Source organism: Pseudomonas sp. SCT (assembly GCF_003864275.1).
Classification (GTDB): domain Bacteria; phylum Pseudomonadota; class Gammaproteobacteria; order Pseudomonadales; family Pseudomonadaceae; genus Stutzerimonas; species Stutzerimonas stutzeri_AE.
The window spans coordinates 145,261-161,119 of sequence record NZ_BDJA01000010.1; the positions used below are offsets into that span (position 1 = coordinate 145,261).

Annotated in this window: 17 protein-coding genes; 8 read left to right on the forward strand and 9 right to left on the reverse strand. The window is 65.8% G+C overall.

What is annotated here, in order from left to right; translation table 11 throughout:
- Positions 1-6: 6 nt before the first annotated feature.
- From BHD08_RS20950 to BHD08_RS20975, 6 genes are all read right to left on the reverse strand, one after another.
- On the reverse strand, positions 7-657 hold the full coding sequence (locus BHD08_RS20950; protein WP_125024728.1) for a tetratricopeptide repeat protein: 651 nt from the start codon (positions 655-657) through the stop codon (positions 7-9).
- The gene (locus BHD08_RS20955; protein ID WP_015278185.1) at positions 654-1,487 is read right to left on the reverse strand and encodes an SDR family oxidoreductase; all 834 of its coding nucleotides are present in this window, start codon (positions 1,485-1,487) and stop codon (positions 654-656) included. The genes BHD08_RS20950 and BHD08_RS20955 overlap by 4 nt, the downstream gene beginning before the upstream one ends.
- Positions 1,474-2,145: a TenA family transcriptional regulator gene (locus BHD08_RS20960; protein WP_125024730.1), complete on the reverse strand. Its 672-nt coding sequence runs from the start codon at positions 2,143-2,145 to the stop codon at positions 1,474-1,476. Before BHD08_RS20960 ends, BHD08_RS20955 begins: the two co-directional genes overlap by 14 nt.
- Positions 2,146-2,160: 15 nt before the next feature.
- The gene (locus BHD08_RS20965) at positions 2,161-3,606 is read right to left on the reverse strand and encodes an AMP-binding protein (RefSeq protein WP_125024732.1); all 1,446 of its coding nucleotides are present in this window, start codon (positions 3,604-3,606) and stop codon (positions 2,161-2,163) included.
- Positions 3,590-4,279, reverse strand: a complete 690-nt coding sequence (locus BHD08_RS20970) for a thermostable hemolysin (RefSeq protein WP_015278182.1) — start codon at positions 4,277-4,279, stop codon at positions 3,590-3,592. Before BHD08_RS20970 ends, BHD08_RS20965 begins: the two co-directional genes overlap by 17 nt.
- Before the next feature lie 150 nt (positions 4,280-4,429).
- On the reverse strand, positions 4,430-4,825 hold the full coding sequence (locus BHD08_RS20975; protein WP_015278181.1) for a YkvA family protein: 396 nt from the start codon (positions 4,823-4,825) through the stop codon (positions 4,430-4,432).
- A gap of 55 nt (positions 4,826-4,880) precedes the next feature.
- Between BHD08_RS20975 and BHD08_RS20980 the strand changes: the two genes are divergently transcribed.
- Complete coding sequence (locus BHD08_RS20980) at positions 4,881-5,834, forward strand: SdiA-regulated domain-containing protein (RefSeq protein ID WP_015278180.1); 954 nt, start codon at positions 4,881-4,883, stop codon at positions 5,832-5,834.
- Positions 5,835-6,055: 221 nt separating this feature from the next.
- Positions 6,056-6,391 carry a hypothetical protein gene (locus tag BHD08_RS20985; RefSeq protein ID WP_015278179.1) on the forward strand — a complete coding sequence of 112 codons (336 nt, stop codon included), beginning with the start codon at positions 6,056-6,058 and terminating at the stop codon, positions 6,389-6,391.
- 55 nt (positions 6,392-6,446) lie between these two features.
- On the opposite strand, the gene BHD08_RS20990 is transcribed toward BHD08_RS20985, so the two are convergent.
- Positions 6,447-7,184 carry a phosphatase PAP2 family protein gene (locus BHD08_RS20990; RefSeq protein ID WP_256678744.1) on the reverse strand — a complete coding sequence of 246 codons (738 nt, stop codon included), beginning with the start codon at positions 7,182-7,184 and terminating at the stop codon, positions 6,447-6,449.
- A 41-nt stretch (positions 7,185-7,225) separates the two neighbouring features.
- Complete coding sequence (locus BHD08_RS20995; protein WP_125024734.1) at positions 7,226-9,184, reverse strand: LTA synthase family protein; 1,959 nt, start codon at positions 9,182-9,184, stop codon at positions 7,226-7,228.
- 107 nt (positions 9,185-9,291) lie between these two features.
- Between BHD08_RS20995 and BHD08_RS21000 the strand changes: the two genes are divergently transcribed.
- From BHD08_RS21000 to BHD08_RS21025, 6 genes are all read left to right on the forward strand, one after another.
- A complete protein-coding gene (locus BHD08_RS21000) occupies positions 9,292-9,975 on the forward strand; it encodes a response regulator transcription factor (RefSeq protein ID WP_015278176.1) in 684 nt (227 codons plus the stop codon).
- Positions 9,965-11,242, forward strand: coding sequence for a HAMP domain-containing sensor histidine kinase (locus BHD08_RS21005; protein ID WP_125024736.1), 1,278 nt, complete (start codon positions 9,965-9,967; stop codon positions 11,240-11,242). The genes BHD08_RS21000 and BHD08_RS21005 overlap by 11 nt, the downstream gene beginning before the upstream one ends.
- Before the next feature lie 81 nt (positions 11,243-11,323).
- Complete coding sequence (locus BHD08_RS21010; RefSeq protein ID WP_125024738.1) at positions 11,324-12,001, forward strand: class I SAM-dependent methyltransferase; 678 nt, start codon at positions 11,324-11,326, stop codon at positions 11,999-12,001.
- 2 nt (positions 12,002-12,003) lie between these two features.
- The gene (locus BHD08_RS21015) at positions 12,004-12,723 is read left to right on the forward strand and encodes a lipopolysaccharide kinase InaA family protein (RefSeq protein ID WP_125024740.1); all 720 of its coding nucleotides are present in this window, start codon (positions 12,004-12,006) and stop codon (positions 12,721-12,723) included.
- Positions 12,713-13,108: a diacylglycerol kinase gene (locus BHD08_RS21020; RefSeq protein ID WP_125024742.1), complete on the forward strand. Its 396-nt coding sequence runs from the start codon at positions 12,713-12,715 to the stop codon at positions 13,106-13,108. The genes BHD08_RS21015 and BHD08_RS21020 overlap by 11 nt, the downstream gene beginning before the upstream one ends.
- 31 nt (positions 13,109-13,139) lie before the next feature.
- A complete protein-coding gene (locus BHD08_RS21025) occupies positions 13,140-15,275 on the forward strand; it encodes an LTA synthase family protein (RefSeq protein WP_125024744.1) in 2,136 nt (711 codons plus the stop codon).
- A 51-nt stretch (positions 15,276-15,326) separates the two neighbouring features.
- Here BHD08_RS21025 and BHD08_RS21030 read toward each other — a convergent pair whose 3' ends face one another.
- The gene (locus BHD08_RS21030; RefSeq protein ID WP_125024746.1) at positions 15,327-15,854 is read right to left on the reverse strand and encodes a cytochrome C; all 528 of its coding nucleotides are present in this window, start codon (positions 15,852-15,854) and stop codon (positions 15,327-15,329) included.
- Positions 15,855-15,859 lie beyond the last annotated feature (5 nt).

Sequence of the window (15,859 nt, forward strand, 5' to 3'; positions counted from 1 at the left end):
GCGCGGTTATTCCAGTTTTTCCTTGACCTTGCCGAGCAGCGTGCGAGCTTCGTCGCGGCGACCGGCATCGGCGACTTCACGACCAGGGCGATCGGGCGCGGCCAGCGCTTTTTCCAACGCGGCGCGTGCTTCGCCATAGCGCTTCTGGCGCAGCAGGAAGTCACCGTGGAAATAGTTGGGATCGATGCCGTCCGGGTTCAGCGTCAGCGCCTGCTTGAACAGCGCCGCGGCCTTGTCCTCGTCACCAAAGCCGATCGGCCAGCCGGGCACCTGATAGTAAAGGCTGGCCAGGCTGGTATAGGCCGAGCCGTCGAGTGCCTGCGGGTCGAGTTCGATGGCTTTTTCCAGTTCCGCCTTGGCCTGCTTGACCAGGCCCAGCGCACCGAGCCCGCCCTTGGCGCCCGCCCAGGTGCTGAGCACGATGCCGTGCCAGATATGCAGTTCGGCCGCCTGCGGTTCGCCGACCACCGCGCTTTCCGCCTCCGAGGCGAGCCTGGCGAACGCTGCCTCGCGCTGTGCCGCTGGCAGCTGGTAGTTGATCTCTGCCCAGCGAGTCTGGATCTGGCGCAGTGACGACTCGCCGGCCGGACTGAGGGCGAAGGACGGCTGGCAGGCCAGCGCCAGCACAAGGGTGCACAGGCCGAGCAGATGCTTCATGGGTGATCTCCGGTCGAAGTGGTTTGGGAGGGCGGCAGCGGTTGTTCAGCACGGGCGAAGCGCTTGATCACCGGCAGCTGTTTGCGCAGGGCCTGGTCGACCAGGCGCGGCAAGAGGCCGTTGAGGCGTACGAAGAGTTTTTCCGGCCAGCCGAGGTAGAGCTCCTCTCGCTCGGCGGTGATGGCGTGGACGATTTGCCGCGCGACTTCTTGCGGATCATCCATCTCCACCTTCAGCTCGTTGTTCATCGCCACCACATCGGCGCTGTTCATTGCCGTACGGGTGGCGCGGGGCGCGACGTAGAGCACCTTGATGTGGCTGTCGGCCAGTTCGCGGCGCAGCGCTTCGGAGAAGCCACGCAGGGCGAACTTGCTCGCGCAGTAGGCGGTGAAGCCGGGGTAGCCGATGGAGCCGAAGGTTGAACCGAGATTGACCAGCAGCGCCCGCGGTTGCTGGCGCAGCAGCGGCAGCAGCAGGTGAGTCAGCTGCAGTGTGGCGGTGACGTTGACGCCGATCAGCCGGGCGATGGCGTCCTCGTCCTGTTCCTCCAGCAGGCTGAACTGATTGACCCCGGCGGCGTTGATCACGCAGTTGAGCGCGCCGAAGCGGCGTGCGGCGGCGAGCACCGTTTGCCGCCCGCTGCGCTGGCTGAGGTCGGCGCACACCAGGCTGACCTGACCGGGAAAGCGCCGGGCGAGCGCCTCGAGGGCGAGACTATCGCGCCCGACCAGCAGCAGTCGGGCTTCGCCGGCGCAGAGTCGCTCGACCAGCACTCGGCCGATCCCGCCGTTGGCGCCGGTGAGCAGGATGCGCGCGTCACGCAGCTGCATGGTCGTGCTCCGCCGCGGTCAGGCCGCGAAAGATGTCGCCGTAGAGGCGGTAGACCACCCGTGCGGTGTGCACCACGGCGGCCTTGTCGTCCTCGTTATCGAGGCGGTTCATCAGGCGCTTGAAGAACTCGATGTGTTCCAGGTCCAGGCTGCCGTGGGAGGTGAGGTAGCTGAATGCCTTGGCCGGCAGCTGCAGCTTGTCCTGCAGCACGCCGGCGGCCTGGGTGGCCAGGGCGATGCTGGTGCCCTCCAGCACGTTGACCATGCCGAAGAAGCTCGCCGGGTTGTGCCGGGCGATACGGTCGTAGACGTAGGCGACCATCAGTTCGGTGGGCAGCGCTGGCTGGCCGTGGCGCACCGCCTCGGCGTCACCGCCACAGGCGCGGATATCGTTGAGAATCCATTCCTGGTGGCCGATCTCTTCCTCGATGTATTCGGCGATCGCCTCGCGCAGCCATTCCAGCCGTTCCGGCAGGCGCGCGCCGCAGGCCATCAGCAGCGGCACCGTGTGCTTGACGTGGTGGTAGGCCTGCGTGAGGAAGGCGATGTACTGCGCGCGGGTAGCGGTGCCGGCGAGCGCCGCATGAATGATCGGTGCGGCCAACAGGTATTCGCGTTCGGTATTGGTCTGGTGTTGCAACTGGTCAAAGAAATCCATGGTGAACCTCGAAATTCAGGACTGAGGGGTCTCGATCGCCGATTGGTAACGGTTGATGAGGGCGTTGCGGCGCAGACGGCCGTTGGCAGTGGCCAGGCCGTTGCCGGCAGTGAAAGGCGCGTCGGCACGCAACCAGCGGTGCACGCGGGCGTAGTCCGGCAGGCCGGCGTTGACCCGGTCGATTGCCGCCTGCAGATCCGCATCGCTGAGTTCGGGATGCCGCGGCACCAGCACCGCGACGTTCTGTGGCAGGGCTTCGCCATGCAGCCAGGCCTGGGCGATCGGCGCCTGCTGGACCAGCTCGGCCTCCACCCACTCGGGGTTGACGTTGCGCCCGTAGGCGGTGACGAACTGGTGCTTCTTGCGCCCGTGCAGGATCAGGAAGCCGTCCTCGAAATGGCCGAGGTCGCCGGTGGCAAGCCACTCGCCAGCCTGCGGCGGTTCGCCGAGGTAGCCAAGCATGCGCGGGCCTTTGACCAGCACCTCGCCATCATCGGCCAGGCGCAGCCCGACGTGCGCCAGCGGCCGGCCGACCGTGCCGATGCATCGCGCCTCAGGCGTGTTCAGACAGACCACCGAGGCGCATTCGGACAACCCGTAGCCCTCGAACACCGGCAACCCGAGGCGCTCGGCGCGTTCCAGCAGCTGCGGCGCGACCCGGCCGCCACCGACGGCGATGAAGCGCAGCGAAGTCGGCAGCGGTACGCCCTGTTCGGCGGCGCTGACCAGCGCCAGCAGCAGCTGCGGCAGCAGGATCAGGCTGTGCGGCCGGTTTTCGTTCAGCGTCGTGACAAAGCACGGCAGCTCGAAACCTGCGGCGCCGCTGAAACCGATCTCCGCCAGCGGACGCAAATCGATCCGTGCCCCCGCCAGCAGCGGCGCGTAGAGCCCGGCGATGTTCTCCAGTAGGGTGGCCAGCGGCAGCACGCACAGGTGCTGCTGCACATCGCAGGCCAGGCTGGCCTGCCGCAGGCTCTCGGCCACCGCCAGCTGCGCTTCGGCATCCAGGCAGACGCCCTTGGGCTGGCCGGTGGTGCCGGAGGTATAGGTGATCTTCAGCGTGCCGGGCGGCACCGGGGTGACGGTCTCCAGCTGGCGCAACAGCAGGCCGGCTTCGCCTGGCTGGAAGCCGCAACGCTCGCTGAGCGCGCTCGGCCCGCCGATCAGGCAGTCGATACCGGCGTGCTGCAGCACGTGCTCCTGCTGCGCCGCGGAAAAGAATGCCGGCAGCGGCACGCAGACCAGCTTGGCGCGCAGCAGGGCCAGATCCCAAAGCGCCCATTCCAGGCCGTTGTCCAGCGCCAGAGCGACGCGCTGCACGCCTAGCTGTTCCAGCTGGCAGGCGCGGGTCGCGACCTCATGGCGCAGTTCGGCATAGCTCAGCTGGCGCGGCCCTTCGCTCAGCGCGATGCCGGCGTGCTGGTCGAGCGTCGTCCAGAAGCGTTCAGCTGCAGGCTGCATGGGGCGCCTCCGTGGTGTCGAACAGCGGCTGATAGCCGAGCCGCGCATAGAGGCCGAGCTGTAGCAGGCGCTGGTGGCCGGGCAGGATCTCGCCGGCCATCAGCTGCGGACGGCTGGCGTAGTAGCTGCCCCAGTCGGCCAGCTCATCGCCCATCCGTGTCGGGTCGGCGAGGCCCAGCGGCAGCGGATCGAGTGCCAGGCGCTGGAAGCTGTTGAGCAGCGCCGACGTGCCGGTGAACACCACCCAGCGAAAGCCCTGAGCGACCAGGAGGTCGGTCAGCGCGACGATCAGCAGCCGTGCCGAGGCATTGCCGAAAGCGGCCAGATTGCCGACTTCGACGATCTCTGCGCGCGCCACCTCCAGGCCGCAGCGCTGGCTGACAGCCCGCTCGATCGGCTCATCCAGATAACGCTCGAGAAACAGCGGCCGGCGCTGGGCGCTGCGCAGCCCGACCGCGCCCTGCACCTCGCCGTTCTGGTCGTGCAGGCCCAGCAAGCAGGGCATGAAGTGCCGCACCCGGGCCTGATAGTGCTCGGCGAAGCGTTGACGGATGAAGCCTTCCAGCGCTGCGCGCCGCTCGCCTGCATCGGCCTGCGCCAGTTGCAGGGTCAGCGCCGGCTCACGGCCGATACGTGCCAGTACGTCAGTTTGATCAACCCAGGGCAGTTCCATCGGGGAACCTCGGTTAGAAGCCTGGGGCGATTGTTGGACGGCAAACTTAAGGCAGTCTTAAGTCCGGTCCCGGGTCTGTCGGCTGGCGAAACGATCTGCGCTCGCGACGATTTTTTCACATATGCCTGGTTATGCTCGGTCGCGCGTCGATCAGCGCCTGCTCAACCAGTAGGCCAGGGAGCTGGCGGCTAGCACCCAGATGAGTACGACTGCGGCAGCGCCCGCCCGGCTGATCGGGCGAGGCGTGTTCTCCCAGGCAAGCGCCTGAGCGCGGCACTCGCTGAGGATGGCCGGCGGCATCAGGCGTATGGCCAGCCAGATACCAAGAGGCAACAGCAGCAGGTCGTCAAGGTAGCCAAGCACTGGAATGAAGTCCGGAATCAGGTCGATCGGGCTCAGTGCGTAGGCGACCACACAAAACAGAAACGTGCGCAGCCACCAGGGTGTAGCCGGGTGACGGGCACAGCACCAGAGCGTCATGACGTCACGTTTGAGCTGGCGTGCCCAGCCCCGCAGGCACGACGTGAAGCGAGACAGGCTGAACATCGAATTGCTCCTGGAGCAGAACAGGCTGGCAGCGCCAGCGAAGAGGGAAACCGCGATGATGCAAACCAGCTTTTACAGCAGCCACCGTCTGGGCGCATTGCTCCGTCGTCGCTACGGGCTGCTCGGCCTGCTCGTATTGCTGTCCGCCTGCGTGGTGACGGCAGTGGCGCTGCACTGGAACGAGCGGCTGTACTTCAACCTTACCCAGCTGATCAACGTGACCGGGCAGGACGTGACGAACCGTTGGCTGCCTGGCTACGCAGTGGTCATCGATGGCAAGCCGGTGAGGGGGATAAGCCAGAACCTTTCGGCGGTCAGCTATGACGCGGATCTGGATCGCCTGCTCGCGGTCGTGAACGGCGGTCCGACCGAGCTGGTGGCATTGAGCAAGACCGGTGAGTTGCTCGAGCGTTATCCGCTGCAGGGTTTCGGTGACATCGAAGGCGTGACCTACATGGGGCACGGGCGCGTGGCCGTTTCCGATGAGCGAGCGCAGCAGATCAGCATCTTCCGCTTGCCGGCGCAGCCGCGGCCGATCGAAGCGTCCGAGGCGCAGTTCTTTTCCCTCGGGATCAACCTCAACGGCAACAAGGGCTTCGAAGGGCTGACGTACGATGCGGCGGGCGACCGGCTGTTCATCGTCAAGGAGCGCGACCCGCGCCAGCTCTACGAGGTCGGTGGCGTCGCTGCCAGCCTTGAGGGGCCGCTGCAACTGACCATTCGCGATCGCAGTGACTGGATCGCGGATCAGGTGTTCGCCACCGATCTGTCGGATATCCACTTCGACGCCGCCACCGGGCACCTGATTCTGCTCAGTGACGAGTCGCGCCTGCTCATGGAGCTCAGCGACAGCGGGCGCATGCTCAGCTATCGCAGCCTCAATCGCTGGTTCGGTGGCCTGCAACGATCCGCGCCGCACCCCGAGGGCGTCACCATCGACAATGACGGCACCCTGTTCGTCGTCAGCGAGCCGAATCTGTTCTATAGCTTCCGCCGTGCGGAGGGTTGATGCCCGCTCAGCGTACTCACGCTTCGTTCACACCCGCTTGACGAAACCCCGACAGCAACCCGAGCAGACTTCGAAGCGTACCGTGGCAGCCCGGGTGGCGCGCCGCGGGCTTCGTTCCCTTCTGCTCGGGTGATCTCATGTCTCCTCGCCTTCCGCATCCACATCGCGCCAGCAAACGGCGTGGCTCCACTTCACGTCATCGTCGGGCGCTACTTGCCCTGATGCTCGCCGGCCTTTCACTGAGCGGCTGCCAGAGCGCACCGGAGCTGCTGGCCGGCGACGAATATCCACCTGAATATGCCGAAGGCTTCCGCGCGGGTTGTGGCAGTGGCCGGCAGGCTGCCGGGGCGCTTGGCCAGTTTCGCAAAAACGTGCCGCGTTATATGAGCCAGCCGTTGTATGCGGAGGGCTGGAATGATGGTTACCGGCAATGCCAGGCGATGCAGATGGAGACCGGAGGGCTGACCGCCTGGCGCAGCAACGCACTCGAGCGTGATCGCGACCGCGACTGGCGCCGCCACGTCGATCAGGCCAAGGCGCAAGCCTTTCACCGCTGAGCGCAAAAAGGCGCACGGGATCAGGTCCGGTGCGCCTTGAAAGCAACCGGCGTGACTAGCGTGCGGGTTGCTCGGCAAGTAGCGGCGGCATTGCGGGAACGGCTCGGTACAGCACCAGCCGGTAACAGGCCAGGCAGATCGTCCAGTCGAACAGCAGCGTCCATAGGTTGTGCGAGAAGAAGTGCGCCCCCTGCATCACCCGCCCGACCGACAGCACAGTCCCCAATCCAAGCGCCACCGCCAGGGCAATCCGAGCGGTACGTGGCCTGCGATCGCGCAGCACGAAGAACAATGCCAGCAGGGAAAAACCTGCCGATGCATGCCCGCCCGGCCAGCAGCGCCCCGGCTTGAGGGCCGGTGCGCGCTCGCTGAGCAGCGGCGTGAAGGTTTCAGCGCCGCCGAATTCCGCGAGGCTCCAAGGGCAGTGAACGCCGGTGAGTGTCTTCAGCGGCGTGACGATGCTGGTCGACAGGCCCAGCGCAAGCACCAGATAGCCTAGCGAGCGGCGCCAGGGCGCAAGCCGGGTCGGCAGCAGGCTGAGCAGGAAACCGGCAATGGCGAGCACGCCGATGACGATCACCAGCTGCTTGACCCGATCATGCAGGAAGTCTTCGAGTAGCCAGCTGTGGCGGCCGACAAAGCCGATTCCCGGCTCGTAGAACTGCCGCGACAGCGCGAAGTCGAGGTTGCTCGGGTCGCCAAACAGCAGCGCTGCCATCAGCAGGAGGGGCAGACCGAAACCAAGGGTGAAGTTGAACGACCGGCTGTGGGGAATCTGATTCGGCGGGTTCATCGTTGCATGCTCCAGAGGCGCCGCGAGCGGCGCCGGCAGGTTCAGCGCTGGCTGAGTTGGGTGGCGCTTGAGGACGGACGTTTCCAGCTCAGCAGCGCATGGCCGTAGTCGTAGCTCGCGCCCTGGTAGTAGGCGATATCGCGCATTACCAGTGGATCATCGATGCCAGCGCTGGCTTCGCGGCTGGCCTGCAGCGCGTCATCGTGACGGCGGATGCCGCGACGGGGGCTGAGAATCGCCAGGTCCTTGCCGTCGAACAGGCCGAGGTGCTGGTAGTTGCCGATCAGCGCGCGCCCGGGCTGGACGTCGTCGCGCAGCAGGTTGCGGCCAAAGAAGGTCGAGACGTAGTCCAGGTTGAGCAGGCCAAGCAGGGTCGGCGCGATGTCGATCTGGCTGGCCACCAGGTTCATCTCGCGCGGCTCGATCAGGTTCGGGGCGTAGATGAACAGCGGGATGTGATAGTTGGCCACCGGCAGGTCCTGCGAGCCGGCGCTGCCGGCGGTGTGGTCGGCGACGATGACGAACAGCGTATTGGCGAACCAGGGCTTGCTCCGCGCGTTATGCAGGAACTCGCCGATGGTGGCGTCGGTGTATTTCACCGCGCCCTCGCGACCTTCACCGGACGGAATGTCGATGCGCCCGTCCGGGTAGGTATAGGGGCGATGATTGGACGTGGTCATCAGTTGCAGGAGGAACGGCTTGCCCACGGCATAGTCCGCGTCTGCCTCGCGGATCGCCAGACGATAGAGGTCCTCGTCGGCCATGCCCCAGGCGTTCTTGAACTGCATGTCCGCCTCGTCGACGCTGCTCTGGTCGACCACCCGGTAGCCGTTGCCGCTGAAGAAGGCACTCATGTTGTCGAAATAGCCGCGCCCGCCGTAGAGGAACACGCTGTCGTAGCCCTGCGCAGTGAGCTGCTGGCCGAGGCTGGCGAAGCCGCTCTCGCGGCCGACGCGCTTGACGATCGAGCGACCGGGCGTTGGCGGTACGGACAGGGTGATGGCTTCCAGGCCCCGGTCGGTACGAGTGCCGGTGGCGTAGAAGTTGTTGAAGAACAGGCTCTGCGGGCGCAGCTGATCAAGGTTGGGCGTCAGGCCGCGGCTGTCGCCGAAGCTGCCGAGGTACTTCGCGCTGAGGCTTTCCACGGTGATCAGCACGACGTTGAGCTTGCGCGCCTGGCCGGGGTTGTCGATTACCCGGCGAATGTCCAGCGGGTCCTGGCCGATGAAGCGAACGTTGGGTTCTGCGACTTCCGCGCGCAGACCTTCGGCAACGCGGCGTTCGGGTTGTGTGGCGTAGAACTGTTCGTAGTCCAGCTCGTTGTTGCGAAAGGCGGCGAAGAACTGGAACGGGCCATTGCTCGCCAGCTCCCGTTGATAGGCGTTGCCGCCATTGCCACGCGGGAAGTCCTGGCCGACGATCAGTCCACTGGCAGTCGCAGCGCCCAACAGGCTGGCGAGTACCGTTGCGCGGCCCCGCCAGGGCAGGCTTGGTGCGCCCAGAGCTCGTTTGAGCGGCGCTTGCAGCACCGCGGTGGCAAGTAACGTGATCAGTGCCAGCAGGGCCAACAGCGCAAAGACCGGGTACGACTCGCGGATGTTGCGCAGCACCTCGTCGGAATAGACCAGGTAGTCGACCGCGATGAAATTGAAGCGCACGCCGAACTCGTCCCAGAACAGCCATTCGGCGAGCCCGGTGAACAGCATGGCGTAGAGACTCAGGGCCAGCAGCAGGGTGATCCCGCGCTGATGCCAGCGACTCGCCCAGAGCCGCTGCGGACACAGCATGAGGTAGCAGCCCAGGGGCAGTGTGGCAAAGCTCAGGAACGCCAGGTCATAGATCGTACCCAGCGCAAAGACGCGCAACAGTTCGCCCGGGCCGGCAGCTGCATCCTGCCCGTGGGCAAACAGCAAGGCGCCGCGGGTGATCAGAAAAACGCCGAACCAGAGGCCGGCAAGCAGCGACAGATAACGAAGTTGAGCATGGCGCAGGAGTGGCATCGTATGATCCGCGGGTGAGTTGAACGCGCCGAAGTCTGCGCACCCGCTTGTGAGCCCTTCGTAAAGAAGGCGTGAAAATTCCGTCATTTGCCTGCTAGCGAAACGATATGCGCATTCTGGTCATCGAAGACAACCGCGACATCCTGGCGAACGTGCTGGATTACCTCGAACTCAAGGGCTACGTGGTGGATTGCGCCCAGGACGGCCTCAGCGGCCTGCACCTGGCCGCGACCGAGCACTACGACCTGATCGTGCTGGACATCATGCTGCCCGGCATCGACGGGCTGCAGGTGTGCAAGCGGCTGCGCGAGGACGCCGGGCGCGATACTCCGATCATCATGCTCACCGCCCGCGACGCGCTGGCCGACCGACTGCAAGGGCTGGGCGCTGGTGCCGACGATTATCTGGTCAAGCCGTTCGCGCTGTCCGAGCTGGTAGCCCGTATCGAGGCCGTGCTACGTCGTAGCCAGGGTTCGCGCAAGAACAAGCTGCAGGTCGGTGACCTGCAGTATGACCTCGACACCCTGCAGGCAACCCGTGCCGGGCAGCCGCTGCGGTTGAACCCGATTGGCCACAAGCTGCTGGCGATCCTGATGCAGAAGAGCCCGGCGGTGGTGCGCCGCGAGCAGCTGGAGGAGGCGCTGTGGGGCAACGATGTGCCTGACAGCGACAGCCTGCGCAGCCATATCCACCAGCTGCGCCAGGTGCTCGACAAACCATTCGCGACACCGCTGCTGCACACCGTGCACGGCGTCGGGTTTCGCCTCGCGGAGAGCGAACATGCTGGCTAAGCAACCGTTCGCCCGCCGCATCGTCATTGCCTTCACCCTGATGACGCTGGTGGTCAGCGGCACGTTTTCGCTCGGCATCGTCGCGGTCGTGCATTTCATCGAGGAGCACCTGGTGACCCAGGAGCTGGGGCGCGAGCTGGATAGCGTGCTCAATGACGTGATGGTGCTCGGGGATGCACCACGGCTCGACGCCGCCACCCGATTCTTCGCCTCGAACCTGCCCGGCTATGCCATTCCCGAAGCCTTTCGGGGGCTCGCCGATGGGTTCACCGAGCTGGTCCGCAACGACGATGCCTACTACGTCTATCAACGCGAAATCGACGGCGCCAAGTATCTGCTGGTCGAGGAGCAGCATGAGTTCGAGGCGCGCGAAAATGCATTGTTCATGGTGGTGCTGGCCGGATTCCTGCTGAGCATCGTCGGTGCCTGGGGGCTTGGCTGGCTGATGGCCAGGAAAGTCATGGCGCCGCTGTCACGCCTGGCACAACAGGTACGTCATCGTGATCAGCTGCACCCGATGGCGCCGCCCCTGGCGTTGCAATATCCGGACGATGAGGTCGGCCATGTGGCGGCTGCCTTCGACAGCACCCTCGGCCAGCTGCGCCAGACTCTGGAGCGCGAGCGGCTGTTCACCGCCGATGTCAGCCACGAACTGCGCACGCCGCTGATGGTGGTGCTCGGTGCCTGCGAGCTGCTTGAACAGCAGGCCGAGCTGCCGCCAGCTGCGCAGCGACCGCTGGCGCGCATCCAGCGCGCCGCGCAGGAAATGCACGAGCTGGTGGAAACCTTCCTGATGCTGGCGCGGGCGCGTCCGCAACAGACGTCCTTGGCGGGTGACACCAGCTTGCGGAGCGTAGCGACTGAACAGAGCGAACGTTGGGCACCGTTGCTGGCAGAAAAAGGCCTGGCCTTCGAGCTGCGGGAGGAGGGTGAGGACAAGGGCGTCTATAACCACACCTTGCTTGCCACGGTGATGTCCAATCTCTTGCGCAACGCGCTGCACTACACCGACCGCGGCACGGTGCGTCTGGTCCTGAGCGAGGGTGGCTTTCGCGTCGAGGACAGCGGCGTGGGCATTCCCCTGGCGGAGCAGGAGCGCATGTTCCAGCCATTCGTGCGCGGCGCTGAGGGGCGCGGCGAAGGGCTGGGATTGGGACTGTCGCTGGTCAAACGTATCTGCGCGCATCAGAGCTGGCAGGTGGGGGTGGTGCCGCGGCAACCGCAGGGCAGCTGCTTCCAGGTGCGCTTTGATGACGGCGTGGTTTGACGTTTTTTTCACATCCCGTTGACGGGCTCTTGATGTCTGTCTGGTTAGTTTGGTGTTCCGTTTTCAACCGGAATGCCCGCCATGCCCACATCGAGCCCTATCGAACTGGAGTTCTCGCGCAAATACGACCGCCAACACGCCTACGAATATCTGCACAAGCACCAGGACGGGCTGGCCCGGCGGCTATCGCACTGGCGTGACGAACAGATGGCGCGCCGCGCACTGAAGATTGCCGGCGACCCCGATCTGGTGCTTGACCTGCCCTGTGGCGCCGGGCGCTTCTGGCCGCTGCTGGCCAAACATCCGAGCCGGATGATCTTCGCCGCGGACAACTCCGCCGACATGCTGGCGATCGCCGAGGCTTCGCAGCCGCTGGAAGTGCTCAAACGGGTGGAGACCTTTCAGACGTCGGCCTTCGCCATCGACATGGGCGACAACGCGGTCGACAACATCTTCTGCATGCGCCTGTTGCACCACATCGCCGATCCGGCGCATCGCCTGGCGATGCTGCGCGAATTCCATCGCGTCACACGCGACACGCTGATCGTCTCGCTGTGGGTCGATGGCAACTACAAGGCCTGGAAGCGCAAGCGCCTTGAGCGGCGTCGACCGGCCAAGGACAACCAGAACCGTTTCGTCGTCGCGCGCTCAGTGATCGAGGCGGAGTTTGCCGAGGCTGGCTTCGACATTCTCGACCGCAACGACTTTCTGCCGGGCTACGCCCTGTGGCGCGTCTACGTGCTGCGCAAGCGGGGGTGAGCATGAATCGTCCTCTCGTACTGCCCGCCCGTGAGCCACGCACCAGCACCTTTCAGCGCTGGTGGGATACTCAAGGCGAATGGGTCGAGGAGCCCAATCGCCGGCGTGACGGTGAAAGCGGGGTGCAACGCATCCGGTTGCGCGACGCACAACAGCCGCCGTTGTACTGCAAGCGCCAGATCGGCCACCTGTACCGCTCGCTGCTCCATCCGTTCGGCCGGCCGACGGCGTTGCGTGAGCGGTACGCACTGCAGGCCATGCGCGATCTCGGTGTGGGCGTGCCAGAGCTGGTCTATTGCGGTACCCGGCAGCAGGCCGGGCGTTGGCAGGCACTGCTGGTGACGAAGGCGCTGGACGGCTTTGTCAGCCTGGAGGATTGGTACGGCGAAGACATGCCCGCCTACTACGGCGACACGCTGCAGGGGCGCATGCTCGAAGCGGTCGGCAGCACCCTCGGTCGTATCCATCAGGCGCGCTGGCAGCATGGCTGCTGCTACCCCAAGCACATCTTCCTGAAGGTTCACGGTGAGGGCACGGCGGCGTGGGTGGAGGTCGCGCTGCTCGATCTGGAAAAGAGTCGCCGTCGTCTTCGGCGCAGCGCGGCGGCGCGGCATGACCTGCGCCAGCTCAAGCGCCATCGGCAGACGATGCCGGAGCAGGACTGGCAGCGGCTGCTGGCAGCCCATGCTGCGTTCAGCCGGGCGCGCTGCGATGTCATCTGAACCGACTAGCACGCTGATCGATGGCTCGACACTCAAGGGCCGCAGCGGTGTGACGCGTGTCTGGCACGCCTGCGGCTACTCGCTGGCAGGTTTGCGGGCCGCCTACGCGGGCGAGGCAGCGTTCCGCCAGCTGGTGTGGCTGAGCCTTTTGCTGGTGCCGCTGGCGTTGCTGCTCGACGTCAGCCGCATCGAGCGTGCCGTGCTGATCGCCGGGGTGCTGCTTGCGTTGATCGTCGAGCTGCTCAATTCGGCGATCGAGGCCGCTATCGACCGCATCTCCTACGAGCTGCATCCACTTTCCAAACAGGCAAAGGACATGGGCAGCGCCGCGCAACTGCTGGCGCTGTGTCTGCTTGCCCTGGTCTGGGCGGTGATCCTGCTGTGAGCTCCCTTCCGTTTCACCAAGGAATGTCCCGATGATCAATGGAACCGCTCGCGCGCAGGCCGGCCAGCCCGGCCTGCGCCAGCACCTGCTGTTCACCACCGGCAGTGCCCTCGCGCTGCTGGCGCTGTTTGCCCTGCTGCGCCTGGCGCTGTTGTTGTACAACCATGAGCTGCTCGGCGACGCCTCGTTGGCTACGATGCTCGAAGGTTTCGGCAACGGTCTGCGCTTCGACCTGCGTGTGCTGGTCTACATGCTGGTGCCGCTGTCACTGGCGGTGCTTAGCCCACGCGCGATGGCGGCGCGCAGGTTGCAGCGGATCTGGCTCGGCGCCTGCGCCAGCCTGGCGATTCTGCTCGGCATGGTCGAGCTGAACTTCTATCAGGAATTTCATCAGCGGCTGAACGCGCTGGTTTTCCAGTATCTCGCCGAGGACCCGGCGACCGTGCTCAGCATGCTCTGGCACGGCTTTCCGGTGGTGAAACTGCTGAGTGTCTGGGCAGGGCTGACGTTGCTCTGGTCGCTGCTGTTCGGCTGGCTCGACCGCCATTGCCGCCCAAACGCGGCGCTGGCCAAGCGCCCGGTGCAGTCCGCGCAGGCTGGCTGGCCCTGGCGCGGCGCCACGCTGCTGGCGCTGGTGCTGATCAGCGTGGTCGCCGCCCGCGGCACCCTGCGTCAGGGCCCGCCGCTGCGCTGGGGCGATGCCTTCACCACCGATTCGGTGTTCATCAACCAGCTCGGCCTGAATCCCGCGCTGACCCTCTACGAGGCGGCGAAGAATCGCTATTCCGATCATCGTGACAACGCCTGGAAGGCGGTGCTGCCCGAGGACGAGGCGCTGGCGGTCACCCGCGAGCTGCTGCTGACCGGCAATGATCGGCTGGTCAACTCCGAGCTGGCTGCCGTGCGCCGCGATTACCGTGCGCCCGAGACGAGTCGGCTGCCGGTGCGTAACGTGGTGGTGATCCTCATGGAGAGCTTTGCCGGGCGCTATGTCGGTGCGCTGGGCAACGGCGACGGCATCACGCCGAATTTCGACCGCCTGGCCGGGGAGGGGCTGCTGTTCGAGCGCTTCTTCGCCAACGGCACCCATACCCATCAGGGCATGTTCGCCAGCATGGCCTGTTTTCCCAATCTGCCGGGCTTCGAGTACCTGATGCAGTCGCCGGAGGGCGGCAACCGCTTCTCCGGGTTGCCGCAGCTGCTCAGTGCCAGGGCATTCAACGACGTCTACGTCTACAACGGCGATTTCGCCTGGGACAACCAGATCGGCTTTTTCGGCAACCAGGGCATGACCCGCTTCGTCGGGCGTAGCGACTATGTCGACCCGGTGGTGGCTGACCCGACCTGGGGCGTCTCCGACCAGGACATGTTCGACCGCGCGGTGCAGGAGCTCGGTGCCCTGGCCGCGGACGAACCCTTCTATGCGCTGCTGCAGACGCTGTCCAACCACACGCCCTATGCGCTGCCGGAGCCGCTGCCAGTGCCGGCGGTCAGTGGCCATGGCTCGCAGGATGCGCACCTGACCGCCATGCGCTACTCCGACTGGGCGCTGGGGCGCTTCTTCGAGCAGGCCAAGCGCCAACCCTGGTACAAGGACACCCTGTTCGTGGTGGTCGGCGACCATGGCTTCGGTGCGCCGGAGCAGCTCACCGAGATGGACCTGTTCCGCTTCCACGTGCCGCTGTTGCTGATCGCGCCGGGCATCACCGAACAGTTCGGCAGCCGTCGCGAAGTGGTCGGCACCCAGGTCGACGTGGTGCCGACCATCATGGGCCGTCTCGGTGGCGAGGTGCGTCATCAGTGCTGGGGGCGTGACCTGCTGGCCCTGGATGAGCGCGACCCGGGTTTCGGCATCATCAAGCCCTCCGGCAGCGATCAGACCGTGGCGATGATCCGTGGCGATCGGATTCTGGTGCAGCCCAGGGATCTCGAACCGCAACTGTACCGCTATCGCCTGGGTGCCAATGCCGCGGCCGAGCGCATCGTCGATGCCGCCAGCACCGCGCCGCTGCTACGCCAGCTGCAGGCCTACCTGCAGGTCGCTACCGCGAGTCTGCTGGCCAATAGCGCCGGTGATCGCGAGCGGGAAGCATCAAACGACGGGATGGTGGCGCGCGCCGCGGCCAACAGTGATGCGCTGGGCGCGCCTGGACCCCGCGGCGGCTGAGCGCGCCAGCGCGGCTCAGGAATGGCGAGTCCTGGCCGCGCAAGTCATCGCTCAGCGCGGGATCTTCACGCGGTCGTCATCGAAGTCGCCGCGTTCGGCGTCGCGGTGGCAGGCCACGCAGTTGAAGCTCCCGCCGACCGCTTCGCGCTGGAACTTGGCTTCGCTGACCTCGTCATGCTTGTGCTCGAACCAGCGCGTCTGGCTGATGCGCGGCGGCTCGCCGGCAGTCGGTGAGGGCTCGACCGGCAGGCGATTGGCCGTCGAGGCGCGCAGCAGGAAATCGAGAATGTCGCGCTCCTGCACCGGGTCCAGGGTGGCGTTGCTGCCGTAGTGCTCATCGAGCGTCTGCATCTGCTGACGCCAGGCGTCGGCCGGCAGCAGGCCGGGCGCATAGAGCATGTGGCAGGCGGCGCATTCTTCCTTCCACACCAGCGGTGCATCGTTCGGCACGGCCAGGCGCTTGGGCCGCTTGTAGCCCTTGCGCTCATGATGATCGTCGTCATCGGCCAGGCTGAAGCCGGCCAGGGTCAGTGCCAGGGCCAGGCCGGCGACGGTGGAACGCGCAACGATGGGTTTCATGGCCG